The organism is Acidovorax sp. K2F (assembly GCF_025246485.1).
Taxonomy (GTDB): domain Bacteria; phylum Pseudomonadota; class Gammaproteobacteria; order Burkholderiales; family Burkholderiaceae_C; genus Acidovorax; species Acidovorax delafieldii.
This window is the reverse complement of record NZ_JAOBSQ010000030.1, coordinates 193,954-217,408: the sequence shown is the minus strand read 5'-3', so window position 1 is coordinate 217,408 and position 23,455 is coordinate 193,954. Positions and strand designations below refer to the sequence as shown.

Sequence of the window (23,455 nt, the reverse complement as noted above, 5' to 3'; positions counted from 1 at the left end):
ATGCCCGCTGCCCCATGCAGTCAAGGGGCACGAGCGGGCACATCAGTGCGTGAAGTATTCCACAGCCTGTGCGGCAATGGCCTCGCCATGCTCCTGAACAAAGTGGCCCGCATGGGGCAGCACCACCGGCTCGGGGCATCCACGGATGTTGTGTTGCAGCGCCCGCATGGTGGGCAGCCCCAGCACGGGGTCTTGCGCCCCCAACACCATCAGGCTGCGGCCTTGCCACTGGTGCTGCCAGAAATCGCGGGCTGCACGCGACAGCGCCGCACCGGCGTCATCCAGGGCGGCAGGGACACGTTCGGGGAACGCACGCAGCGCAGCCCGGTAACCTTTGTCCGGAAAGGGGGCATCGTAGGCCGCGCATTCCGCAGCGCTCATGTGCGGGTTGCCGCGTGCCAGCAGGCGCCCTACCCCGTACAGCGGCTTGTCCCGGCACATCGCACGCCAGTCCACAAAGCCCGGGGGCAACGGTGCATCGCCTGTGGCCAGCAGCGTGTTCATCACCAGCAGGCCGCCAAACCGCTCAGGCATCGCCATGGGCAGCGTGAGGCCCAGGATGCCGCCCCAGTCCTGCACCACCAGCACGACATTGCACAGGTCCAGCCGCTCGATCAGCTCCAGCAGCACCTGGCGGTGCCATTCGAACTGGTGCGCACCTTCCTTCTTGGGCTTGTCGCTTTTTCCAAACCCGATCAGGTCGGGCGCCACCACGCAGTCGCCTGCAGCCAGAAAGGTGGGCAGCATGCGGCGATAGAGGTAGCTCCAGGCCGGGTTGCCATGCAGACACAGCCAGGTGCGCGATGCGTCGCGCGGGCCTTCGTCCAGGTAGTGCAGGCGCAGGCCCGCCAGAGTCGGCAGGTCGCTGACGTAGTGGGGAGCCCAGGGGTAGCCGGGCAGGTTCGCGAAAGCCGCATCGGGTGTACGCAAGGCATCGTCACGCAGGGGGTGGCGAGCCAATGCCTCGGCGCGTTGCTGGCGGCGCCGCTGCGCAAAAAAGCGGCTCAGCAGGCCGCCGCACTCCTCGGCCAGCACCCCGCCCTGCACCTCGGTCTGGTGGTTGATCTCGGCATGCCCAAACAGGTTGAGCACCGAGCCTGCCGCCCCCGTCTTGGGCTCCATCGCACCAAACACCACCCGTGCCAGGCGGGCATGCAGCATGGCGCCACTGCACATGGCGCAAGGCTCCAGCGTCACATACAGGCTGCAGCCGTCCAGCCGGTAGTTGCCCAGGCGCAGCGCCGCAGCACGCAGGGCCACGATCTCGGCATGGGCCGTCGGGTCGTGGCCTTCCACCGGGGCATTGCGGCCAGTGGCGATGACCTGGCCGTCCTTGACCACGATGGCGCCCACGGGCACCTCGCCCGCGCTGGCAGCCGCTTGCGCCTCGGCCAGGGCCAGTCGCATCCAGTGCGCATCGTCGGCGATTTTCATCACTATATTTTCAATAGCATCTAAGGCATGAAATATCAGCGCTTGAAGCCGATCTGGCTCATTTTTTCTCGTCTTCGGGCATGGGGCGTGCCTGTTGCATCAGGCCTTCTACCTGCTGCTTGACCTGCTGCTGCATCTGCTGGCTCTGCTCACGCACCGTTCCGGTCGGCACCGACGCAGGCCCCGCCGCGCCTGTGGCGGTTTGCAATGCGGGCACGGGGGCGCGCGTGGCCGCCAGTTGCTTCTTGGCCAGCAGGCCCACGATGGCCAGCACCACCACCAGTCCGACCAATCCAAACATTGCGCGCATACCTGGGCTCCTTGGCGGGCACCGGGGGCCCGCGCGTTCTTGCGATGGGATCTGACTGTAAAGCCAAACGCCGCACGCAAAAACGGCCGCAGGGAGCGGCCGTTGGGTCAGGAGTCGCTGAAGCAACGCCGGAGAGTGACCTCAGTTCAATGCCACGCGGCTGCCGTCCTTGAACGTGTACAAGGTCACGGCGGGCGTGGTCAACTCGCCCTTGGCGGTGAAGGCGATGTTGGCGGTCACGCCCTTGTATTCAGTCTTGACGAGGAACGGCGCGAACACCTTGGGGTCCACCGAGTTGGCGCGCTTCATCGCGTCGGCCAGCACCATGGCGGCGTCATAGGCGTAGGGGCTGTAGATCTGGAACTGGCCGGGGAACTTGGCGTCGTAGCGCTTCTTCCAGTCCGAGCCGCCCTGCATCTTGTCCACCGAGGCACCGCCCGTCGCGCAGGTCACATTCTTCAGCGCGGGGGTCTTGCCCGACAGTTCGGGCAGCTTCTCGGTGCACAGCGCATCACCGCCGAAGAACTTCACGTTGCCCAGGCCCAGTTGCTCCATCTGGCGCAGCATGGGGCCGGCTTGGGCGTCCAGGCCGCCGTAGAAAATCGCGTCGGGCTTCTTGTTCTTGATGGCGGTGAGGATGGCCATGAAGTCGGTGGCCTTGTCGTTAGTGAACTCCTCGGCCACCACTTTCAGGCCCTTTTGCTGTGCCGTGGCCTTGAAGACCGAGGCCACGCCCTGGCCGTAGGCCGTGCGGTCGTCGATGATGGCCACGTTCTTGAGCTTGAGGTGGTCCGCACCAAACAGCGCCAGCGCAGCGCCCAGCGCGTTGTCGTTGGCGATCAGGCGGAAGGTGGTCTTGTGGCCGGGCTTCGTCAGGTCGGGGTTGGAGGCCGAGGCCGTGATGTGGGGCAGGTCGCACTTGGCGTAGACGGCCGACGCGGGAATGGACGTGCCCGACTGCAGGTGGCCCACCACGCCCGCCACCTTCTGGTCGCAGAGCTTTTGCGCCACGGCGGTGGCCTGGCGTGGGTCGCCCGCGTCGTCTTCGGCCGCGATTTCAAACTTGATCTTCTTGCCACCGATGACGAGGTTTTGGGCGTTCAGATCGTCAATGGCCAGGCGCACACCGTTTTCCGTGTCCTTGCCGATGTGGGCAATGCCGCCCGACACCGGGCCTGCGTGGGCGATCTTGACGGTTTGCACGTCCTGGGCGGAGGCCAGGTTGGCCGCCAGCGCAAGGGCGGTCAGGGCAGAAATACGGAACAGGGGCGAAGAAGCGAAAACGGGGCGCAGCACAGTACAAAGTCTCCTGGGTCGGTCAAAGCATCCTGTTGTGCACCGAACTTGTACACAACAAACCCTGCATCGTAGCCACCCGAACCCTCATTTCTGGAAAATTACTAAGCAAACTTAGTAATTTGCTCCAGCATTAACCGGGCTAATACGTCCGGCGCGCACCGCCCGGCGAGGCTGGCTGGGATAATCACGCCCCATGTCCCTCCTGCCCCACCAGCTCGAACTGCTCTCGCCTGCGCGCGACGCAGACATTGGCATCGAAGCCATCAACCACGGCGCCGATGCCGTCTACATCGGCGGCCCGGCCTTCGGCGCCCGGGCCAGCGCGGGCAACGACATCCGGGACATTGAGCGCCTGGTCAAGCACGCGCACCGCTTCAACAGCCGCATCTTCATCACGCTCAACACCATCCTGCGCGACGACGAGCTCGAAGCCGCGCGCCGCATGGCCTGGCAGGTGTACGAGGCGGGCGCGGACGCACTCATCATCCAGGACATGGGCCTCTTGGAAATCGACCTGCCCCCCATCCAGCTGCACGCCAGCACCCAGACCGACATCCGCACGCCCGAAAAAGCGCGCTTTTTGCAGGACGCAGGCCTGTCGCAAATCGTGCTGGCGCGCGAGCTGACGGTGCAGCAGATCGCCGCCGTGCACAAGGCGCTGGGCCCGGTCGATGCCCCTGGCCGCGCCAACATCGAGTTCTTCATCCATGGCGCGCTGTGCGTGGCCTACAGCGGCCAGTGCAACATCAGCCATGCGCAAACGGGCCGCAGCGCCAACCGGGGCGACTGCAGCCAGGCCTGCCGCCTGCCCTACCAGGTGACGGACGCGCAGGGCCGCTTCATCGCGCATGACAAGCACGTGCTGAGCATGAAGGACAACAACCAGTCCGACAACCTGCGTGCTCTCATCGACGCAGGCGTGCGCAGCTTCAAGATCGAAGGGCGCTACAAGGACATGGGCTATGTGAAGAACATCACCGCCCACTACCGCACGCTGCTCGACGAAATCATTGAAGAGCGCGAGGCGCAAGGCCGCCCGCTGTCGCGCTCGTCCAGCGGGCGCACCACTTTCACTTTCAAACCCGACCCGCTCCAAAACTTCAACCGCGAGTTCACCGACTACTTTGTCACCGGCCGCAAGGAAGACATCGGCGCCTTCGACACCCCCAAGAACCCCGGCCAAGCCATCGGCTGGGTGACCAAGGTAGGCCCCGACTTTGTGGAGCTGGAAGTGAGCGACCCCGCCACCGTGCTGCACAACGGCGACGGCCTGTGCTACTACGACCTGCACAAGGAGCTGGTGGGCATGGCCATCAACGTGGCCGAGCCCCTGTCGGCACGCAGCGTCGGCCAGTGGCGGGTGTACCCCAAGGACCCGATGGACGGCTTCAAGGACCTGCGCAAGGGCACCGAAGTCAACCGCAACCGCGACATGGACTGGGTGCGCACGCTGGAGAAAAAGTCCAGCGACCGCCGCATCGGCCTGTGGGCGCACCTCAGCGAAACGCCCAGCGGCTTCAGCCTGATGCTGACCGACGATGACGGCAATGTGGGTTGCGCAGACGTGCAGCAGCCGCATCAGGTTGCCACCGACGCCACCAAGGCCGAAGCCAGCCTGCGCGAGCAGCTCGGCCGCTTTGGCGCCACGGTGTTTGCGGTGCACGACATTGCGCTGCAACTCTCGCAGCCGTGGTTTGTGCCCGCCTCGGTGCTCAACGCCCTGCGCCGCGATGCTGTGGCCGACCTGGAAGCCAACCGGGCCCACAACTTTGCCCGCCTGCCGCGCGCCACGCCGGTGGAGCCGCCTGCGCCCTACCCTGAGGACACGCTTTCTTTCCTGGGCAACGTGTTCAACCACAAGGCCCACGACTTCTACGTGCGCCACGGCGTGAAGGTGATCGACGCGGCCTACGAGGCGCACGAAGAGGAAGGCGAGGTTAGCCTCATGATCACCAAACACTGCGTGCGCTTTTCCATGAGCCTGTGCCCCAAGCAGGCAAAGGGCGTGACGGGTGTGCAGGGCACCATCAAGGCCGAACCCTTGATGTTGATCAATGGCAAGGAAAAGCTGACCTTGCGCTTTGACTGCAAGCCCTGTGAAATGCATGTGGTGGGCAAGATCAAGCGCCAGGTACTGAACCAGGTGCCAGAAGCCCCGCTCCAGTTCTACAAAGCCCGGCCGCAAGTCGCGCACTAAGGCAACGCCGAAGAAGTCCCTGTGCGGGCGTGCGGCCCGTTTCACCGATCGCCGCATGTCCCCATCCACCGCGCCGCACCTGCACCCCACCGACGCCGTGGCCCAGGCCCATGGCGTCAACCCTGACGCAGGCCTGCACGCCGACGAAGCGCTGCGCCGCAGCGCCACCCATGGCGCCAACGAGTTGGCCGCATCGCAGGACCGCCCCTGGTGGCGTCTGCTGGCCGACCAGTTCAAGGACTTCATGGTGCTGGTGCTGCTGGGTGCGGCCGTCATCTCGGGGCTGGTGGGCGAGGTCACCGACACGCTGGTGATCCTCGTCATCGTGGTGCTCAATGCCGTCATCGGCTTTGTGCAGGCCTGGCGCGCCGACCAGGCCATGGCGGCACTGCGCCAGCTGGCAGCGGCGCACGCCACCGTGCTGCGCAGCGGTGCGGTGCAGGTGGTTCCTGCCACCGTGCTCGTGCCCGGTGACATCGTGCTGCTGGAGGCGGGCAACCAGATCCCGGCCGACCTGCGGCTCATTGAGATCGCGCAGTTGCAGGTGGATGAATCGGCCCTCACGGGCGAGTCCGTCACGGTGGCCAAACAGACCGAAGCCCTGGCAGCCGAAGACGTGGGCGCGCTGGGCGACCGCACCAACATGGCTTTCAAGGGCACCACCGCCACCCATGGCCGCGCACGCGGGCTGGTGGTGGCCACCGGCATGCGCACGGAGCTGGGCAAGGTGGCCACGCTGCTCGACACCGGCGACCGCAGCACGCCGCTGCAATTGCGCCTCGCGGCGTTTGGCAAGCGCCTGGCGATAGCGGTGCTGGGCATCTGCGCGGTGATCTTTGTGGTGGGCGTGCTGCGCGGCGAGGCGCCGCTGCTCATGGCCCTCACCGCCATCAGCCTGGCGGTGGCCGCCATCCCCGAGGCCCTGCCCGCCGTGGTCACGGTGCTGCTGGCCCTGGGCGCACGCCGCATGGTGGCGGTGCATGCCCTGGTGCGGCGCCTGCCCTCGGTGGAGACCCTGGGCTCGGTCACCACCATCTGCTCGGACAAGACCGGCACCCTGACCCAGAACCGCATGCATGCAGAGTTGCTGCTGGCCCACGGTGTGCGCTGGGTGCCCGGCGATCCCCTGCCCGGCCCCGCCCATGCCGAAGCCCTGTGTGCCGCCGCGCTGTGCAACGACGCCACGCTGCAGGTCCACAACGAAGAGGGCCAGTCGGGCATCCACTGGCTGGGCGACCCCACCGAGATCGCGCTGGTGCTGGCCGCCCACGCGGGCGGGCTGGACAAGGCCCAGCTCGACGCTGCAAGCCCCCGCGTGCAGGAGCAACCGTTTGACTCCGACCGCAAGCGCATGACGACCTTCCACCGCGCGGCCGCAGGCTTTGTGGCCTACACCAAAGGCGCGCCCGAATCCGTGCTGCCCCGCTGCACCGCCCACTGGACGCCTGAAGGCGCTGCCGCACTAGACACCGCCAAGGTCCTCGCCACTGCCCAGCAGCTCGCTGCACAGGGGTTGCGCGTGCTGGCCCTCGCCCGCCGCAGCCACGCCCGCCTGCCCGACACCAACGACATCGACGCAGTAGAAAACCAGCTGGAGCTGCTGGGCCTGATCGCCCTCATCGACCCACCCCGCGCCGAGGCCCAGGCCGCAGTGCGCGACTGCATCAGCGCGGGCATCACCCCGGTGATGATCACGGGCGACCACCCCGCCACCGCGCGCGCGATTGCGCACCGCCTGGGCATTGTGAAGAGCAGCGATGCCCCGGTGCTTACCGGCGCCGACCTGGCCACACTGGACGATGCTGCGCTGCGCGCCCGCGTGGAGCAGGTGCAGGTCTACGCCCGCGTGGACCCGGCGCAGAAGATCCGCATCGTCGAGGCGCTGCAGGCCCAGGGCCACTTTGTGGCCATGACGGGCGACGGCGTGAACGATGCCCCGGCGCTCAAGCGTGCCGACATCGGCGTGGCCATGGGCCAGGGCGGCACCGACGTGGCACGCGAGGCATCGAGCCTGGTGCTGCTGGACGACAACTTCGCCACCATCGTCGCGGCGGTGCGCGAGGGCCGCCGCATCTACGACAACATCCGCAAGTTTGTGCGCTACGCGATGACGGGCAACTCGGGCGAGATCTGGACCATCTTCCTGGCGCCGCTGTTGCTGTTGCCCATCCCTTTGCTGCCCATCCACATCCTGTGGGTCAACCTCGTGACAGACGGCCTGCCCGGCCTGGCGCTGGCGGCCGAACCGGCCGAGCGCGGCATCATGCAGCGCCCGCCCCGCGCGCCGCGCGAGAGCCTGTTTGCCCACGGCATGTGGCAGCACATCCTGGGCGTGGGCCTGCTCATCGGCGGGCTGTGCCTGGCGGTGCAGGCCTGGGCCCTGCACACCGGCCACACGCACTGGCAGACCATGGTGTTCACCGTGCTCACGCTGGCGCAGATGGCGCATGTGATCGCCATCCGCTCCGAATCCGAACCCATCTGGCGCCTGGGCCTGCTGAGCAACCGCCCGCTGCTGGGTGCCGTGCTGCTCACCTTTGCGCTGCAGATGGCCACCATCTATGTGCCCTGGCTCAACCCCATCTTCCGCACCGAGCCGCTGAGCCTGGGCGAGCTGGCGCTGTGCATTGGCGCCGCGCTGGTGGTGCTGGTGGTCGTGGAAGTCGAGAAGGCCTGGCGCCGCAGCCAGCAGGCGCGGCGCACCACCCCAGAGCCCATGGACAGCGCCATGGACGAGCCCTCGGCCTGAAAGAGTCCAGGGCGCACAAGAACGTCATAAGCACATAGCCAACGATTCGATGACGCCACGGGTCCAGGGTGCCAGAATGGCCCGCGCCCTCGGCACATCGGGCCTCGTCCAGCAATGGGCCGAGCCCGGTTGTGCCACTCCCATCCCTTCAATGAAAGAGACAGCACCCATGCAAATCGAAACCCTGGCCGTCCACGCAGGCTACAGCCCCGACCCCACCACCAAGGCCGTGGCCGTGCCCATCTACCAGACGGTGGCCTACGCGTTTGACAGCGCCCAGCATGGCGCCGACCTGTTTGACTTGAAGGTGCCGGGCAACATCTACACCCGCATCATGAACCCCACCACCGACGTGCTCGAAAAGCGCGTCGCGGCGCTGGAAGGCGGCATTGCCGCGCTGGCCGTGGCCTCGGGCATGGCCGCCATCACCTACGCCATCCAGACCATTGCCGAGGCGGGCGACAACATCGTCTCGGCCAGCACGCTCTACGGCGGCACCTACAACCTGTTTGCCCACACGCTGCCGCAGCAGGGCATCACCACCCGCTTTGCCGACCCGCGCGACCCGGCCAGCTTTGCGCAGCACATCGATGCGCGCACCAAGGCGATCTTCATCGAGTCCATCGGCAACCCGCTGGGCAACGTGACCGACATCGCCGCGCTGGCCCAGGTGGCGCACGACCACGGCGTGCCGCTGATCGTGGACAACACCGTGCCCAGCCCCTACCTGCTGCGCCCCATCGAGCATGGCGCGGACATCGTGGTGCACTCGCTCACCAAGTACCTGGGCGGCCACGGCAACAGCGTGGGTGGCGCGATTGTGGACAGCGGCAAGTTCCCGTGGGCGGAGCACAAGGCACGCTTCCCGCGCTTGAACGAGCCCGACGTGAGCTACCACGGCGTGGTCTACACCGAGGCGCTGGGCCCCGCCGCCTTCATCGGCCGTGCACGCGTGGTGCCACTGCGCAACACGGGTGCGGCGCTGGCGCCGCTCAATGCCTTCCTGATCCTGCAAGGCATCGAAACCCTGGCGCTGCGCATGGACCGTATCTGCGACAACACGCTGGCCATTGCCCAGTACCTGCAAAGCCACCCCAAGGTCGAATGGGTGCGCTACGCCGGTCTGCCCGACCACCCGGACCACGCGCTGGTGCAACGCCAGTCAGGCGGCAAGGCATCGGGCATCCTGAGCTTTGGCGTGAAGAACAGCGACGCCGATCCACGTGCGGCCGGTGCCCGTTTCCTCGACGCGCTGCAGCTCTTCACGCGCCTCGTGAACATTGGCGATGCAAAGTCGCTGGCCACCCACCCCGCGTCCACCACCCACCGCCAGCTCAATCCCGAAGAGCTGGCCAAGGCGGGCGTGAGCGAAGGCATGGTGCGCCTGTCGGTCGGCATCGAGCACATCGACGACCTGCGGGCGGACCTGGCGCAGGCACTCGACAAGGTGTGATGTGCGAATGGCCATGCGCCCCCCAAAAGCGCATGGCCAAGCACCTGTCACCGTACTTTTGAGGCTTTTTGCGTCCAAGCGCTAGTGGAATATGCGCCACCAGCTACATATTTAATAGCAAACAAGACCACGGCACGCAGCGACACCGTCATGCCGGCCCCAACGCGGCGGGCCGATGACGGCCAGCGCCGGGCGCTGGCGGCCTTCAGCCGATGTCGCGCGCCAGCCGGATGCCGGTGAACTGCCAGCGCGCCGTGGCCGGAAAGAAGTTGCGGTAGGTCAGTCGCTCGTGCCCCGGCGGCGTGGCGCTGGACGAGCCCCGCAGCACGTACTGGTTGACCATGAACTTGCCGTTGTACTCACCCACGGCGCCTTCGGCCACCCGGAAGCCGGGGTACGGCGCGTAGCTCGACTGCGTCCACTGCCAGGCAGCGTCGTGCCACTGCGCCATGCCAGCGGCACCCTGCGCGGCCGCATGCTCCCATTCGGCCTCGGTGGGCAGGCGCGCGCCCACCCAGCGCGCGTAGGCATCGGCCTCGTAGTACGACAAATGCACCACCGGCTGGTTGCCCTGCAGCGGTTGCAGGCCGGCCAGCGTGAACTGGTGCCAGGCCCCGTCGACGCGATGCCAGTACAGCGGCTGCTCCAGACCCTGCGCCGCCCGCCAGTCCCAGCCTTCGGCCAGCCAGAGCAGTGGGTTGCGGTAGCCGCCACCTTCCAAAAACGCCAGATACTCGGCCTGCGTCACCAACCGCGAGGCCAGCGCGTAGGGATGCAGATACACACGATGGCGCGGGCCCTCGTTGTCAAAGGCAAAGCCGCTGCCAGCGTGGCCGATATCGGCCAGCCCCCCGTCAAAGGAATGCCACGCCAGTGTTTGGTCAGCCTCGGGCGCCACAGCGTCTGAAGGCTTGGCATAGGTAGGGAACAAGGGGTTGCAGGACAGCAGGTGCAGGATGTCGGTGAGTATCAGCTCCTGGTGCTGCTGCTCATGCTGCAGGCCCAGCTCGATCAGGCCACGCAGCGCGTCGTCGTGCGCCACGGTGGGCCAAAGGCGTGCCATGCGGGCGTCCACATTGGCGCGGTAGGAGAGCACCTCGTCCAGCGATGGCCGCGTGAGCAGCCCGCACTGCGGACGCGGGTGCTTGGCGCCCACACCGTTGTAGTAGGAGTTGAACAGCACCCGGAACGCCGGTGCAAACGGCTGGAAACCTGGCTCGTGGGCTTCGAGCACAAAGGTCTCAAAGAACCAGGTGGTGTGGGCCAGGTGCCATTTGGTGGGACTGGCGTCGGGCATGGACTGCGCGGCGCAGTCCTCGGGCGACAGCGGAGCCGCCAGGGCCAGCGAGCGGCCGCGTACCGCGGTGTAGCGCGCCAACAGCGTGTCGAATGCGGGGGATGTCACGGTCATGGCAGCCACCGGTCAAGGACGGGCGTGGACCACCGCGAACCAGCCACGCTCGTCCGTCCACGCCTGGGCCTGCGCAAAACCGGCGCGCGCAAGCATGTCGGTGAACACGGGCAACGGGTACTTGTAGCTGTTCTCGGTGTGGATGCGCTCGCCCTGGTCGAACCTGCGACCGCCGCCGGGCCAGCACACCTCGGTGGCAGAGGCAGCCTCCAGGTGCATTTCAATGCGCGACGCCTCGGTGTTGAAGAACGCACGGTGCTGCCACTGCGCCACGTCAAAGTCGCTGCCGATCAGGCGGTTCACATGCCGCAGCACATTGCGGTTGAACTCGGCGGTGACCCCCGCTGCATCGTCGTAGGCGGCTTCGAGCACCGCCACATCCTTGGGCAAATCGATGCCAATGAGCAGGCCGCCATCGTCGTCGATCAGATCGCGCATGTGGGCCAGCAGCTCCAGCGCGTGCGGCGGGTCGAAGTTGCCGATGGACGAGCCCGGGTAGAACACGAGGCGCCCGGTGCGGGGAATGTCGTCAGGCAGTGACACCCCCAGGGTCATGTCGCCCGCCAGCGCGCGGGCATCCAGCGCCGGGAAGTCGTCGCGCAGCCCTTGCACCGCCTGCTCCAGAAAATCCGCCGAAATGTCCACGCCCACAAAACAGGCCGGCTGCACCAGGCGGCACAGGGTGCGGGCCTTCTGGCAGTTGCCCGCGCCCAGTTCGATCAGGGTGCGGCCTGCGCCCACGGCGCCCGCGATGCTGTCTGCATGTGTCTGCATCAGCGCCATTTCGGTGCGTGTGGGGTAGTACTCCGGCAGGCGTGTGATGGCTTCAAACAGCTGCGAGCCATGCTGGTCGTAGAAATACTTGGGGGAGATGCGTGCGGGCCGCTGGGTCAGTCCGCGGGTGATGTCGGAATAGCGAGGCAGGAGCATGGGTCGTCAGGACGTTGGGGCGGCAGCGCCGCCGGGTGGTCAAAAGCAGAGGCACCTGGAGCGCCCACATTGCGGCACGCCCCACACGCTCCCCTGCCCCATTGTGCGTTGCCTCGCTGACTGCCGTGTGTAGGCCATTTCCGCACCCACAAAAAAAGGGCTGGCACATGCGCCAGCCCTTCAGACCCTTGGAGAACTTTTATTGTCAGGAACGCAGGGCCCGCCTGGGGCCCTGTGCCCTTAGAAGCGCCAGCCCAGACCCACGCCCACCAGAACGGGGTCCACCTTGAAGGTGCCCAGCTTGGCACCGCCTGCGCTCACGTCGGTCTTGATGAAAACCTTCTTCACGTCGAAGTTGAGGTACAGGTTCTTGGCCAGCGGGATGTCCACACCCACTTGCAGCGCGGGGCCGAAGCTGTTGCGGTCAATGCTCACGCCTGCGGGCAGGTTCACGCTCGAGAAACGCGTGTAGTTCAGGCCCGCGCCCACGTAGGGCTTGAAGCCGGGGGCATCAAAGTGGTACTGCGCCAGCAGTGTGGGGGGCAGGTGCTTGAGCGTGCCAATGGCTGCGCCGCCAGCGCTGAGCGTGTGCTTCTGGGGCACGGTCAGGATCAGCTCGGCCGCGATGTTCTTGTTGAAGAAGTAGGTCACATCCACTTCAGGGATGGTCTTATTGTTGACCGACAGGCCCAGCGGTGTGCTGTCCTTGTTGGCGCTGTCCAGGTGCACCGCACGTGCACGGACCATCCAGGGGCCTTCAGCCTGTTGCGCCAGGGCAGCGCCAGAAGAAAGGGCACAGAGAACGGCGACAGCCAGCAGGTTCTTTTTCATGGTATTTCGCATCGGTTGGACGGGGACGACCCCCGTGCATGCATTGAACCGCTGCGGCCACGACCCGGCCTTGCCTTACCTCAAGCCCTCGGTAGTAACCCTTAGACCTAGATCAAGGAATACCCACTATCAAGCTGTGGACTTGCCCCGCAGGCGCTGAACCAGGGTCCACCCGGCCAGCACCAGGCCACCCGCCACGATGCCCACCACGGCATTCAGCAGGTTGGGCACCAGCACCGCCCACAGCCCGCCCACGGGCCATTGCGCCGCTGCCGTGCCTGCAGCCTCAACCGCATGGTGCAACGCAGGCACGCCGTGCACCAGAATGCCACCGCCCACCAGAAACATCGCCGCAGTGCCCGCAATGGACAGCCCCTTCATCAGCCAAGGTGCTGCGCGCAGGATGCCCGATCCCAGGGCGCGCGCGGCGCTGCTGGCCTTGTTGTTGAGCCACAGGCCCAGGTCGTCCAGCTTGACGATACCCGCCACCAGCCCATAGACACCGATGGTCATGATGATGGCGATGCCCGACAGCACCGTGAGCTGCTGCACGAAGGGCGCAGCGGCCACCGTGCCCAGCGTGATCGCAATGATTTCGGCCGACAGGATGAAGTCCGTGCGCACGGCGCCCTTGATCTTGTCCTTTTCAAAGGCCACCAGATCTACCGCTGGATTGGCATTGGCCTTGGCGTGGCTCTCATGCTCGGCCTCATCCTCATGTTGGGCGTGCAGCAGCTTGTGCGCCACCTTCTCACAGCCCTCAAAGCACAGGAAGGCGCCCCCCACCATCAGCAGCGGCGTCACGGCCCACGGCGCAAAGGCGCTGATCAGCAGCGCAGCGGGCACCAGGATGACCTTGTTGATGAACGAGCCCTTGGCCACCGCCCACACCACCGGAATCTCGCGCTCAGCGCGCACCCCGGTCACCTGCTGGGCGTTGAGCGCCAGGTCGTCCCCCAGCACGCCCGCCGTCTTCTGTGCAGCCACCTTGGTCATCACCGACACATCGTCGGCCATGGCAGCGCTCTTCTTGGCCGCCACCTTGGTCATCAAGGCCACATCGTCGAGGATGGTGGCGATATCGTCGAGCAAAGCAAGCAGGCTGCCAGCGGCCATGGGAAGTCCTTGGGATGAGTCGCAAAAAAATGCGGCGAACAAGCCGCCGGTGTGCGCCGCACTATAGCAACGCACAGGCAACCGCCGCGCAAGCCCCCATCGTCGTGCAGCGGCCATGCCATTCGCAGATAGCCCCACATTGCCTGCGGGCATGCCTGCCCAGCCACAAGGCGCATACTCGCGCCCTCATCCACTACCCGCTATGGGGCCTTCTGCGGGCTTCACCGCCCCGCCATGCCCGGCTACCTGACCAAACAAGAAGACATCGCCATCACCGGCGCGGCAGACCTGATCATCCAGTCGCTGCTGGATAAGCAGCAGTTTGCCGACCCGCTGGGCGCCGCCGAGGCGCTGGGCATCTCATCAGCCGCCTGGCCCCTCTTCGGCCTGTTGTGGCCGTCGGGCGCGCAGCTGGCCCAGCGCATGGCCAGCCGCCCCCTGCTGGCGGGCGAACGTGTGCTGGAGATCGGCTGCGGACTGGGCCTGGCCAGCCTGGTGTGCCACCGGCGCGGTATCGATGTCACCGCCAGCGACTGCCATCCTCTGGCCCAACAGTTCCTGCAGGAAAACGCGCGCTTGAACGGCCTGTCACCCGTGAAGTACCGCACGGGTCAATGGGGCTCGGACGCGCCAGCACCGGCCAACGCGGTGCAAGGCCAGTTCGACCTCATCATCGGCAGCGATGTGCTGTACGAACGCGACGCTCGTGCGTCCCTGGCCACCTTTCTGGACCACCACGCAGGCGACGGCGCGCAGATCTGGATCGTGGACCCGAACAGGGGCAACCGCTCCACCTTCCATAAGCAGATGGCTGTGCACCGTTTCGATGTGATCGAAGAGCGACTGGACCACCCCGCCCTGGCCGATGTGCCGGCGTACAAAGGGCGGCTGCTGATGTACCAGCGCACCTTAACAGCGGCCTGAACACGACTTTGAAGGGTTGGCCCGGCGCGATAGCGCCACCATCAGACCGCCGAGCCCGCGCACCCTAAGCGCCAGGGCAGCCGAGCAAGGGCCGCCCCGCAGCGAGGGCTGCGTCCCTCTTCCCGATTCGCGCAGCGAATCGAGAGAAGGGGGAAGCGGCGCAGCCGCTCAGGGGGATGCCCCCTGCTACCCAACCCACTTGCGCGCGTTGCGCCAGATGCGCATCCAGCCGCTGGCCTGGGCCTTGTCCTCGCTGGTCCAGCTCATCTGCACGTTGCGGAACACGCGCTCGGGGTGCGGCATCATGGCCGTGAAGCGGCCGTCGGCCGTGGTCACTGCCGTCAGGCCACCCGCGCTGCCGTTGGGGTTGAAGGGGTACTGCTCCGTCGCGCGGCCGTGGTTGTCCACGTAGCGCATCGCAGCAATGGCCTTGTCGGCGTTGCCCCGGTACTTGAAGTTGGCATAGCCCTCGCCGTGTGCCACCGCAATCGGCAGGCGGCTGCCTGCCATGCCTTGCAGGAACAGGCTGGGAGATTCGAGCACTTCCACCAGCGACAGGCGGGCCTCGAAGCGCTCGCTCTGGTTGGTGGTGAAGCGCGGCCAGTCTTGTGCGCCGGGGATGATGTCGGCCAGTTCCGCGAACATCTGGCAGCCATTGCACACGCCCAGGCCAAACGTGTCGGCACGACCGAAGAAGCCTTGGAACTGTGCGGCCAGCACCGGGTTGAAGGTGATGGACCGCGCCCAGCCAATGCCAGCGCCCAGCGTGTCGCCATAGCTGAAGCCGCCGCAGGCCACCACGCCCTTGAAGTCTTCGAGTTGGACGCGGCCGGTCTGCAGGTCGGTCATGTGCACGTCGTAGGCCTCGAAGCCCGCCTCGGTGAAGGCGTAGGCCATCTCGATGTGCGAGTTCACGCCCTGCTCGCGCAGGATCGCGACCTTGGGTTTGGCCAGGTTGAGGTACGGCGCGGCCACGTTGTCGGCTGCGTCGAACGTGAGGTGCACGTGCAAGCCCGGGTCGGCGGGCTCGCCCGCTGCAGCGTGCTCGGCATCGGCGTTGGCGGGGTTGTCGCGCTGCTGGCAGATCTTCCAGCTCACCGCATCCCACACCTGGTGCAGGTCGGCCAGCGAGGCACTGAACACGGCCTTGGCATCGCGCCAGACCTGGAGTTCGCCCTTGCCTGCGTCGATTTCGGACGACACTGGGCGCGTCTTGCCCACGAAGTGGCTGAATTTGGACAGGCCATGCTCGCGCAGCACCTGCATCACATCGTTGCGCTCGGCGGTGCGCACTTGCAGCAGCACACCCAGCTCTTCGTTGAACAGCGCCTTGAGCGTCAGTTCTTCACGGCGGGCACTGACCTGCTGCGCCCAGTTCTTGGCGTCACCGGTTTCCATGCGGCTGTCGCTGATGCCGTCGCCTTCAGTCACCAGCATGTCCACGTTGAGCGCCACGCCCACATGGCCTGCAAAGGCCATTTCGGCTGCTGCGGCCAGCAGGCCACCATCGCTGCGGTCGTGGTAGGCCAGGATCTGGCCCTTGGCGCGCAGTGCGTTCACGGCGTTGACCAAGTTGACCAGGTCTTTGGGGTCGTCAACATCGGGCACCACGTCGCCGCTTTGCTCCAGCGTCTGGCCCAGGATGCTGCCGCCCATGCGGTTCTGGCCCTTGCCCAGGTCGATCAGCACCAGCGTGGTATCGGCCTCGGTGGCGTTGAGCTGGGGAGTGAGCGTACCCCGCACGTCGGACAGCGAAGCAAAGGCGCTCACGATCAGGCTGACGGGCGAGGTGACTTTCTTCTTGTCGGAACCTTCATTCCACTGCGTGCGCATGGACAGACTGTCCTTGCCCACGGGAATGGACACGCCCAGCGCGGGGCACAGTTCCATGCCCACGGCCTTCACGGTTTCGTAGAGCGCAGCGTCTTCGCCGGGCTCGCCGCAGGCGGCCATCCAGTTGGCCGATAGCTTCACACGCGGCAGCTCAATGGGCGCAGCCAGCAGATTGGTGATGGCCTCGGCCACGGCCATGCGACCCGAGGCGGGCGCGTTGATGGCGGCCAGCGGCGTGCGCTCGCCCATGCTCATCGCTTCACCCGCAAAGCCCTTGTAATCGGCCAGTGTCACGGCGCAATCGGCCACGGGCACTTGCCAGGGGCCGACCATCTGGTCGCGGTGCGACAGGCCACCCACGGTGCGGTCGCCAATGGTGATGAGGAAGCGCTTGGAGGCGACCGTGGGATGGGCCAGCACATCGATCACGGCCTTTTGCAGCGGCACGCCGGTCAAGTCCATCGGTGCAAATTCGCGCACCACGGTCTTCACGTCGCGGTGCATCTTGGGCGGCTTGCCCAGCAGCACGTTCATGGGCATGTCCACGGGGAGCTTCTGGTCGTCGGCCGTGGCAGCGGGGTCGTGCAACACCAGCTGGCGCTCTTCGGTGGCCGTACCGATCACGGCAAACGGGCAGCGCTCGCGTTCGCAGAAGGCTTTGAACTGCTCCAGCGATTCGGGCGCAATCGCCAGCACGTAGCGTTCTTGCGACTCGTTGCTCCAGATTTCCTTCGGGCTCATGCCGGACTCTTCGAGCTGCACGGCACGGAGGTCAAAGCGCGCGCCGCGGCCAGCATCATTGGTCAGCTCGGGGAAGGCGTTGGACAAACCGCCCGCGCCCACGTCGTGGATGGCCAGGATGGGGTTGTTCGTGCCCTGTGCCCAGCAGTGGTTGATGACCTCTTGTGCACGGCGCTCGATCTCAGGGTTGCCACGCTGCACCGAGTCAAAGTCCAGCTCGGCCGCATTGGTGCCGGTGGCCATGGAGCTCGCCGCGCTGCCGCCCATGCCGATGCGCATGCCGGGGCCGCCCAGCTGGATCATCAGCGAGCCTGCAGGGAATTCGATCTTTTTCGTCAGCTCTGCATCGATCACGCCCACACCGCCCGCGATCATGATGGGCTTGTGGTAGCCACGCTGCACACCGCCGACGTTCTGCTCGTACTCGCGGAAGTAGCCGTTCAGGTTGGGACGACCGAATTCGTTGTTGAACGCCGCGCCGCCCAATGGGCCTTCGACCATGATCTGCAGCGGGCTGGCAATGTGCTCAGGCTTGCCCACGGTGCTGCCCCAGAGCTTGGACACGGTGAAACCCGTGAGGCCCGCCTTGGGTTTGGAGCCCCGGCCGGTGGCGCCTTCGTCGCGGATCTCGCCGCCCGCGCCGGTCGATGCGCCTGGGAAGGGCGAGATGGCAGTGGGGTGGTTGTGCGTTTCCACCTTCATCAGCACATGCTGGGTAACGCTACTTTTTTGATAGCTATTAGCGCTTGATTCACTAGCGCTTGCGGCCATTTTTGCCACAAAACGCTCCACCTGATGGCCTTCCATGACCGAGGCGTTGTCTGAATACGCGATCACCGTGTGCTGGGGCGCCAGCTGGTGCGTGTTGCGGATCATGCCGAACAGGCTCTTGCTCTGCGCCACGCCGTCGATGGTGAACTCGGCGTTGAAGATCTTGTGGCGGCAGTGTTCGCTGTTGGCCTGCGCGAACATCATCAGTTCCACGTCGGTGGGGTTGCGCTTCAGGCCCGTGAAGGCGGTCACGAGGTAGTCGATTTCATCGTCGGCGAGGGCCAGGCCGAAGCGGGTGTTGGCCGCTTCGAGTGCCGCGCGACCACCGGCCAGCACATCCACATGCTCCATGAGGGCGGGCTGCAGTTCGGTGAACAGGGCGGCTGCGGCGCTGCGGTCGGCCACCACCGATTCGGTCATGCGGTCGTGCAGCAGTGCGGCGATCTGGCCCAGTTGCTCGGCCGTCAGCTCGGGTGTCTTGCCCAGCAGGCCGGATTTCAGGCTGATGCGGTACTCGGTGATGCGCTCGACACGGCGGATGGCGATGCCGCAGTTGCGCGCAATGTCGGTGGCCTTGGAGGCCCAGGGCGACAGCGTGCCCAGGCGGGGCGTGACGATGAGCGCGGCGCCGTCTTCAGGGCCCGCGTAGGGGTCGCCATAGGTCAGCAGCGCGGCCAGGCGTTCTTGTTCTGCAGGAGTGGGGGCCGCATCGGTGGCGACCAGGTGCACGAAACGCGCTGCAATGCCACTGATCTTGGGGTGGATCGCCTCCAGGGCGGGTTGAAGTTGCTGGGCGCGGAAGGAGCTGAGGGCGTTGCCGCCCGCCAGCGTGGTCATGTGCAAGGTCACGGTAGCGGCCTGTTGGGGGGTGTCAGGGGTAGAGGGTGGCTCCGGGCGCCAGCGTGCAACCAGCACCGGAGCCCTCCATTTTACCGGGCATGGCCGGGCCGCCTGCGCAGCCGGGGGCCCGATGGGATAATTGCGCCATGAGCATCACCATCAAAAGCGCCGAGGACATCGAGGGCATGCGCCTGGCCTGCCGTCTGGCCTCCGAAGTGCTGGACTACATCACACCGCACATCAAGCCCGGCATCACCACCAAAGAAATCGATCGCCTGGGCGCCGAATGCATGGCCCAGCAGGGCACCATCTCGGCCACCGTGGGCTACCAGCCACCGGGCTACCCGCCCTACCCGGCTTCGCTGTGCACCTCGGTCAACCATGTGGTGTGCCACGGCATCCCCAACGACAAGCCGCTCAAGAAGGGCGACATCGTCAATGTGGACGTGACCGTGATCACCAAGGACGGCTGGTACGGTGACAACAGCCGCATGTTCCTGATCGGCGAGTGCTCGATCGCCGCCAAGCGCCTGTCAGCGCTGACGTTTGAAGCCATGTGGCATGGCATCGTGCAGGTCAAGCCCGGCGCACGGCTGGGGGATATCGGCCACGCGATCCAGAAGTTTGCCGAAGGGCACGGCTTCTCGGTGGTGCGCGAGTTCTGCGGCCACGGCATTGGCCAAAAGTTCCACGAAGAACCCCAGGTGCTGCACTATGGCAAGCCCGGCACGCTCGAAGAGCTGGTACCCGGCATGGTGTTCACCATCGAGCCCATGATCAATGCCGGCCGCCGCGAAGTGAAGGAATTTGGCAACGACGGCTGGACCATCGTGACCAAGGACCACAGCCTGTCGGCCCAGTGGGAGCACACGGTACTGGTCACGCCCACGGGGTACGAGGTGATGACGCTGTCAGCGGGTTCGCCCCCGTTGCCGTCCTTTGTGACCGCCACCAAGACCTGAGGCGAGCGCCGGGCCACCGGTTCCCGCGCAAAAAGGCAGCCGCTTGCACAACTCTTGCATGGCTTTTTCATGGCCTCCCACGATACTTACCGACCATGACTGAACTCCATGCCCTGCGCGACGCCTACCGCAGCGACAAGGCCGCGCTGCTGGCGGCCATGCAATCCACCGGCGCATCGACACGCGGCATCCGGGTGCTGCTGCGCAAGCTGTCGTCGCTGGCGGGAAACCTGCTGCAGACCCTGTGGCAGCGTGCTGCGCTGCCCGACGATATGGCCCTGGTGGCCGTCGGCGGATTTGGGCGCGACCAGTTGTTCCCCTATTCCGATGTCGATGTTCTGCTGCTGCTGCCCGACGGCACGGCGCCCGAGGCCGGCAGTGCCTTGCGCACGAAGCTGGAAGGCTTCATCGGTAGCTGCTGGGACACGGGCCTGGAGATCGGATCGAGCGTGCGCACAGTGGCCGAATGCCTTGCCGAAAGCGCGGGCGATGTCACCGTGCAGACCTCGCTGCTCGAATCGCGGCTGGTGTGCGGCAGCGCCGCGCTGTTTGCAGAATTCCAGCGCCAGTACCGCGCGCAGATGAACCCCCAGGCGTTTCTGGTCGCCAAGACCCTGGAGATGCGCCAGCGCCACACCAAGTACGAGAACACGCCCTATTCGCTGGAGCCCAACTGCAAGGAGTCGCCCGGCGGGCTGCGGGACCTGCAGATGATCCTGTGGGTGTCACAGGCTGCCGGGCTGGGCAGCAACTGGAAGGAACTGGCCACCAGTGGCCTGGCCACGGCCTTTGAAGTGCGCCAGATCGAGCGCAATGAGGCACTGCTGTGCCTGATTCGCGCCCGTCTGCATGCGGCTGCCGGGCGGCACGAAGACCGGCTGGTGTTCGACTTGCAGACCGCCGTGGCCGAGTCGTTCGGCTACCGCTCGCAAGCACCCGATGGTTCGCGCCTGCCCATGCGGGCCAGCGAAAGTCTGATGCGGCGGTACTACTGGGCAGCGAAGGCCGTGTCGCAACTCAGCCAGATCCTGCTGCTCAACATCGAAGAGCGCCTGAACCCATCGACCCATGAGCCGCGTCCGATCAACGAACGGTTCTTTGAGAAGGCGGGTCTTATCGAGGTGGCCAGCGACGACCTTTACACCCGCGACCCGCATGCGATCCTGGAGACCTTCCTGCTCTACCAGACCACGGTCGGGCTCAAGGACTTGTCGGCGCGCACCTTGCGCGCGCTGTACAACGCACGCGGCGTGATGGACAGCGCCTTCCGTCGAGACCCGGTCAACCGCGATGCCTTCATGCGCATCCTGCAGCAGCCCTCGGGCATCACGCACGCCATGCGGTTGATGAACCAGACCTCGGTGCTGGGGCGCTACCTGTGGCCGTTTCGTCGCATCGTGGGGCAGATGCAGCATGACCTGTTCCACGTCTACACGGTGGACCAGCACATCCTGATGGTGCTGCGCAACGTACGCCGGTTCTTCATGGCCGAGCATGCGCACGAATACCCGTTTTGCTCGCAGCTGGCGGGCGGCTGGGACAAGCCCTGGATTTTGTATGTGGCGGCGCTTTTCCATGACATTGGCAAGGGACGCGGTGGCGACCACTCGCAAATCGGCGCTGAAGAAGTGCGGCGGTTTTGCCGCCAGCACGGCGTGGACCGCGAAGATGGCCGGCTCATCGAGTTTCTGGTGCGTGAGCACCTGACCATGAGCACCGTGGCGCAAAAGCAGGACCTGAGCGACCCCGATGTGATTGCTGCCTTTGCACGCCGCGTGGGCAATGAACGCAACCTCACGGCCATGTACCTGCTCACGGTGGCGGACATCCGTGGCACCAGCCCCAAGGTCTGGAATGCCTGGAAAGGCAAGCTGCTGGAGGACTTGTACCGCGCCACGCTGCGCACCCTGGGTGGCCGCGCACCCGATGCTGCGGCCGAAATCGAAGCCCGCAAGCGCGAGGCTCTGGTTCTGCTGGCGCTGAATGCGCTGCCCTTTGAGGCCCACAAGGCGCTGTGGGCCACGCTGGATGTGAGCTATTTCATGCGCCACGACGCTGCTGACATTGCCTGGCACACACGCCACCTGTCGCGCCATGTGGGCACGGCCAAGCCCGTGGTGCGCGCCCGCCAGTCGCTGGCGGGTGATGGGCTGCAGGTGATGGTCTACGCCGCCGACCAGGCCGACCTGTTTGCACGCATCTGCGGCTACTTCGACCGTGTGGGTTTCAGCATCCTCGATGCGCGGGTGCACACCGCCAACAATGGCTATGCGCTGGACACCTTTCAGGTCGTGGCCTCTTCGGCATCGGAGCAGCCAGGGCACTACCGCGAGCTGACCCACATGGTCGAGAGCGACCTGATGCGCGTGATCGAGGAAGGAGGCCCTTTGCCAGAACCCACCCGCAAGCGGGTGTCACGCCGTGTCAAGAGCTTTCCTGTAGCGCCCCGGGTGACCTTGCGCCCCGACGAAAAGGCCCAGCGCTGGCTGCTGGCGATCTCGGCCAGCGACCGTGCCGGTCTGCTCTATCTCGTGGCACGCATCCTGGCGCAGCACCACCTGAGCGTGCAACTGGCCAAGGTCAGTACCCTGGGCGAGCGGGTGGAAGACACCTTTCTCATCCAGGGCCCAGAGCTGCAGAACAACGCCCGCCAGATCCAGATCGAGACCGAGCTGCTGCAGGAACTGTCGTCCTGACCGCGCAGGGATAGGCCCAGGAGAGGATCTCTATCAGTCGTCTTCGGTGGCACTGATCTCCGGGAACAGCACCTCGGTAAACCCGAACTGCGTGAAATCACGCACCCGCATGGGATACAGCTTGCCGATCAGGTGGTCGCATTCGTGCTGTACGACGCGCGCATGGAAGCCATCTACCGTGCGGTCAATGGGGTCGCCGTACAGATCGAAGCCTGTGTAGCGGATGCGCGACCAGCGGGGCACCTTGCCGCGCAAGCCGGGCACGGAGAGACAACCCTCCCAGTCTTCCCCTTCTTCCACCCCCAGGGGCGTGATCACCGGGTTGAGCAGTACGGTGGGCGGCACAAGCGGCCGATCCGGATAGCGCGGATTGCGGTCGTTGGAACCAAAAATCACCAGTTGCAGATCCACCCCAATCTGCGGCGCCGCAAGGCCGGCTCCGTTCACGGAGGCCATGGTCTCGAACATATCCCGCACCAGCTGATGCAACTCGTCAGTGTCGAACGCTGTGACAGGCTGCGCCACGCGCAGCAGGCGGGGGTCGCCCATTTTCAAAATGGTGTGGATGGTCATGAAATATGAGACAGGCTTGGAGGCAAGGCACAGACCGCCAAATTGGCAGCAGGGTGCCCAGCATATCGCGCCGTAGGGCTCCAGGTTGGCGCGCAGGTTTGCGAACCGATGCAGTCAGTTTTGTGGATTCGGGACAATTTTTGTGTATATAATCTAAGTCTTGTTCCTCGATAGCTCAGTCGGTAGAGCGCCGGACTGTTAATCCGTAGGTCCCTGGTTCGAGCCCAGGTCGAGGAGCCAAGAATTTGCAGGCCCTGCATAAAAAAGCGGGGCCTTTTAGTTAGTCAGTTGATAGATACCGATCATTCCTCGATAGCTCAGTCGGTAGAGCGCCGGACTGTTAATCCGTAGGTCCCTGGTTCGAGCCCAGGTCGAGGAGCCAATC

Annotated in this window: 15 protein-coding genes and 2 tRNA genes; 8 read left to right on the top strand and 9 right to left on the bottom strand. The window is 65.7% G+C overall.

Annotated features, from left to right (window positions below; genetic code table 11):
• Positions 1-42: 42 nt before the first annotated feature.
• The 3 genes from tadA to N4G42_RS10115 form a co-directional block, all read right to left on the bottom strand.
• Positions 43-1,434 (bottom strand): tRNA adenosine(34) deaminase TadA, encoded by a 1,392-nt coding sequence (gene tadA / locus N4G42_RS10125; RefSeq protein ID WP_260667045.1) that lies wholly within the window; start codon positions 1,432-1,434, stop codon positions 43-45.
• Positions 1,435-1,492: 58 nt separating this feature from the next.
• Positions 1,493-1,744: a hypothetical protein gene (locus N4G42_RS10120; RefSeq protein WP_121943192.1), complete on the bottom strand. Its 252-nt coding sequence runs from the start codon at positions 1,742-1,744 to the stop codon at positions 1,493-1,495.
• A gap of 141 nt (positions 1,745-1,885) precedes the next feature.
• A complete protein-coding gene (locus N4G42_RS10115) occupies positions 1,886-3,040 on the bottom strand; it encodes a branched-chain amino acid ABC transporter substrate-binding protein (protein WP_409557814.1) in 1,155 nt (384 codons plus the stop codon).
• Positions 3,041-3,236: 196 nt separating this feature from the next.
• Between N4G42_RS10115 and N4G42_RS10110 the strand changes: the two genes are divergently transcribed.
• From N4G42_RS10110 to N4G42_RS10100, 3 genes are all read left to right on the top strand, one after another.
• Positions 3,237-5,240 (top strand): peptidase U32 family protein, encoded by a 2,004-nt coding sequence (locus tag N4G42_RS10110; protein ID WP_260667044.1) that lies wholly within the window; start codon positions 3,237-3,239, stop codon positions 5,238-5,240.
• Between the two features lie 55 nt (positions 5,241-5,295).
• Positions 5,296-7,989: a cation-translocating P-type ATPase gene (locus tag N4G42_RS10105; protein ID WP_260667043.1), complete on the top strand. Its 2,694-nt coding sequence runs from the start codon at positions 5,296-5,298 to the stop codon at positions 7,987-7,989.
• Positions 7,990-8,158: 169 nt separating this feature from the next.
• Positions 8,159-9,442 carry an O-acetylhomoserine aminocarboxypropyltransferase/cysteine synthase family protein gene (locus tag N4G42_RS10100; protein WP_260667042.1) on the top strand — a complete coding sequence of 428 codons (1,284 nt, stop codon included), beginning with the start codon at positions 8,159-8,161 and terminating at the stop codon, positions 9,440-9,442.
• Positions 9,443-9,647: 205 nt separating this feature from the next.
• Here the strand turns inward: N4G42_RS10100 and egtB are convergent, their stop codons facing one another.
• The 4 genes from egtB to N4G42_RS10080 form a co-directional block, all read right to left on the bottom strand.
• Complete coding sequence (egtB, locus tag N4G42_RS10095; RefSeq protein WP_260667040.1) at positions 9,648-10,853, bottom strand: ergothioneine biosynthesis protein EgtB; 1,206 nt, start codon at positions 10,851-10,853, stop codon at positions 9,648-9,650.
• Positions 10,854-10,865: 12 nt separating this feature from the next.
• A complete protein-coding gene (gene egtD / locus N4G42_RS10090) occupies positions 10,866-11,783 on the bottom strand; it encodes an L-histidine N(alpha)-methyltransferase (RefSeq protein ID WP_108499952.1) in 918 nt (305 codons plus the stop codon).
• A 240-nt stretch (positions 11,784-12,023) separates the two neighbouring features.
• Positions 12,024-12,614: an OmpW/AlkL family protein gene (locus tag N4G42_RS10085; RefSeq protein ID WP_015013729.1), complete on the bottom strand. Its 591-nt coding sequence runs from the start codon at positions 12,612-12,614 to the stop codon at positions 12,024-12,026.
• Positions 12,615-12,743: 129 nt separating this feature from the next.
• Positions 12,744-13,730 carry a DUF808 domain-containing protein gene (locus N4G42_RS10080; protein WP_260667039.1) on the bottom strand — a complete coding sequence of 329 codons (987 nt, stop codon included), beginning with the start codon at positions 13,728-13,730 and terminating at the stop codon, positions 12,744-12,746.
• A gap of 234 nt (positions 13,731-13,964) precedes the next feature.
• Here N4G42_RS10080 and N4G42_RS10075 point away from each other — a divergent pair, with 234 nt between their 5' ends.
• Positions 13,965-14,654, top strand: a complete 690-nt coding sequence (locus N4G42_RS10075) for a class I SAM-dependent methyltransferase (RefSeq protein ID WP_116749566.1) — start codon at positions 13,965-13,967, stop codon at positions 14,652-14,654.
• Between the two features lie 186 nt (positions 14,655-14,840).
• Here N4G42_RS10075 and purL read toward each other — a convergent pair whose 3' ends face one another.
• Positions 14,841-18,848: a phosphoribosylformylglycinamidine synthase gene (gene purL, locus N4G42_RS10070; protein ID WP_260667038.1), complete on the bottom strand. Its 4,008-nt coding sequence runs from the start codon at positions 18,846-18,848 to the stop codon at positions 14,841-14,843.
• Between the two features lie 137 nt (positions 18,849-18,985).
• Here purL and map point away from each other — a divergent pair, with 137 nt between their 5' ends.
• Together map and N4G42_RS10060 are read left to right on the top strand one after the other, a co-directional pair.
• Complete coding sequence (gene map / locus N4G42_RS10065; RefSeq protein WP_056067376.1) at positions 18,986-19,801, top strand: type I methionyl aminopeptidase; 816 nt, start codon at positions 18,986-18,988, stop codon at positions 19,799-19,801.
• Positions 19,802-19,896: 95 nt separating this feature from the next.
• Entirely contained in the window at positions 19,897-22,497 is a 2,601-nt protein-coding gene (locus tag N4G42_RS10060) for a [protein-PII] uridylyltransferase (RefSeq protein ID WP_056067374.1), read from the top strand.
• Positions 22,498-22,530: 33 nt separating this feature from the next.
• Here N4G42_RS10060 and def read toward each other — a convergent pair whose 3' ends face one another.
• Entirely contained in the window at positions 22,531-23,070 is a 540-nt protein-coding gene (gene def / locus N4G42_RS10055) for a peptide deformylase (RefSeq protein WP_260667037.1), read from the bottom strand.
• Positions 23,071-23,234: 164 nt separating this feature from the next.
• On the opposite strand from def, the gene N4G42_RS10050 reads away from it, so the two are divergent.
• Both N4G42_RS10050 and N4G42_RS10045 read left to right on the top strand, forming a co-directional pair.
• A tRNA-Asn gene (locus N4G42_RS10050) sits at positions 23,235-23,310 on the top strand.
• Between the two features lie 66 nt (positions 23,311-23,376).
• Positions 23,377-23,452, top strand: a tRNA-Asn gene (locus tag N4G42_RS10045).
• Positions 23,453-23,455 lie beyond the last annotated feature (3 nt).

Excerpts from the sequence above, each read along its gene's own strand:
- egtB (WP_260667040.1), bottom strand. The coding sequence starts at position 10,853 with ATGACCGTGACATCCCCCGCATTCGACACGCTGTTGGCGCGCTACACC.
- egtD (WP_108499952.1), bottom strand. The coding sequence starts at position 11,783 with ATGCTCCTGCCTCGCTATTCCGACATCACCCGCGGACTGACCCAGCGG.
- N4G42_RS10080 (WP_260667039.1), bottom strand. The coding sequence starts at position 13,730 with ATGGCCGCTGGCAGCCTGCTTGCTTTGCTCGACGATATCGCCACCATC.
- N4G42_RS10120 (WP_121943192.1), bottom strand. The coding sequence starts at position 1,744 with ATGCGCGCAATGTTTGGATTGGTCGGACTGGTGGTGGTGCTGGCCATC.
- N4G42_RS10110 (WP_260667044.1), top strand. The coding sequence starts at position 3,237 with ATGTCCCTCCTGCCCCACCAGCTCGAACTGCTCTCGCCTGCGCGCGAC.
- N4G42_RS10060 (WP_056067374.1), top strand. The coding sequence starts at position 19,897 with ATGACTGAACTCCATGCCCTGCGCGACGCCTACCGCAGCGACAAGGCC.
- N4G42_RS10085 (WP_015013729.1), bottom strand. The coding sequence starts at position 12,614 with ATGAAAAAGAACCTGCTGGCTGTCGCCGTTCTCTGTGCCCTTTCTTCT.
- def (WP_260667037.1), bottom strand. The coding sequence starts at position 23,070 with ATGACCATCCACACCATTTTGAAAATGGGCGACCCCCGCCTGCTGCGC.
- N4G42_RS10105 (WP_260667043.1), top strand. The coding sequence starts at position 5,296 with ATGTCCCCATCCACCGCGCCGCACCTGCACCCCACCGACGCCGTGGCC.
- N4G42_RS10075 (WP_116749566.1), top strand. The coding sequence starts at position 13,965 with ATGCCCGGCTACCTGACCAAACAAGAAGACATCGCCATCACCGGCGCG.
- N4G42_RS10100 (WP_260667042.1), top strand. The coding sequence starts at position 8,159 with ATGCAAATCGAAACCCTGGCCGTCCACGCAGGCTACAGCCCCGACCCC.
- tadA (WP_260667045.1), bottom strand. The coding sequence starts at position 1,434 with ATGAAAATCGCCGACGATGCGCACTGGATGCGACTGGCCCTGGCCGAG.
- map (WP_056067376.1), top strand. The coding sequence starts at position 18,986 with ATGAGCATCACCATCAAAAGCGCCGAGGACATCGAGGGCATGCGCCTG.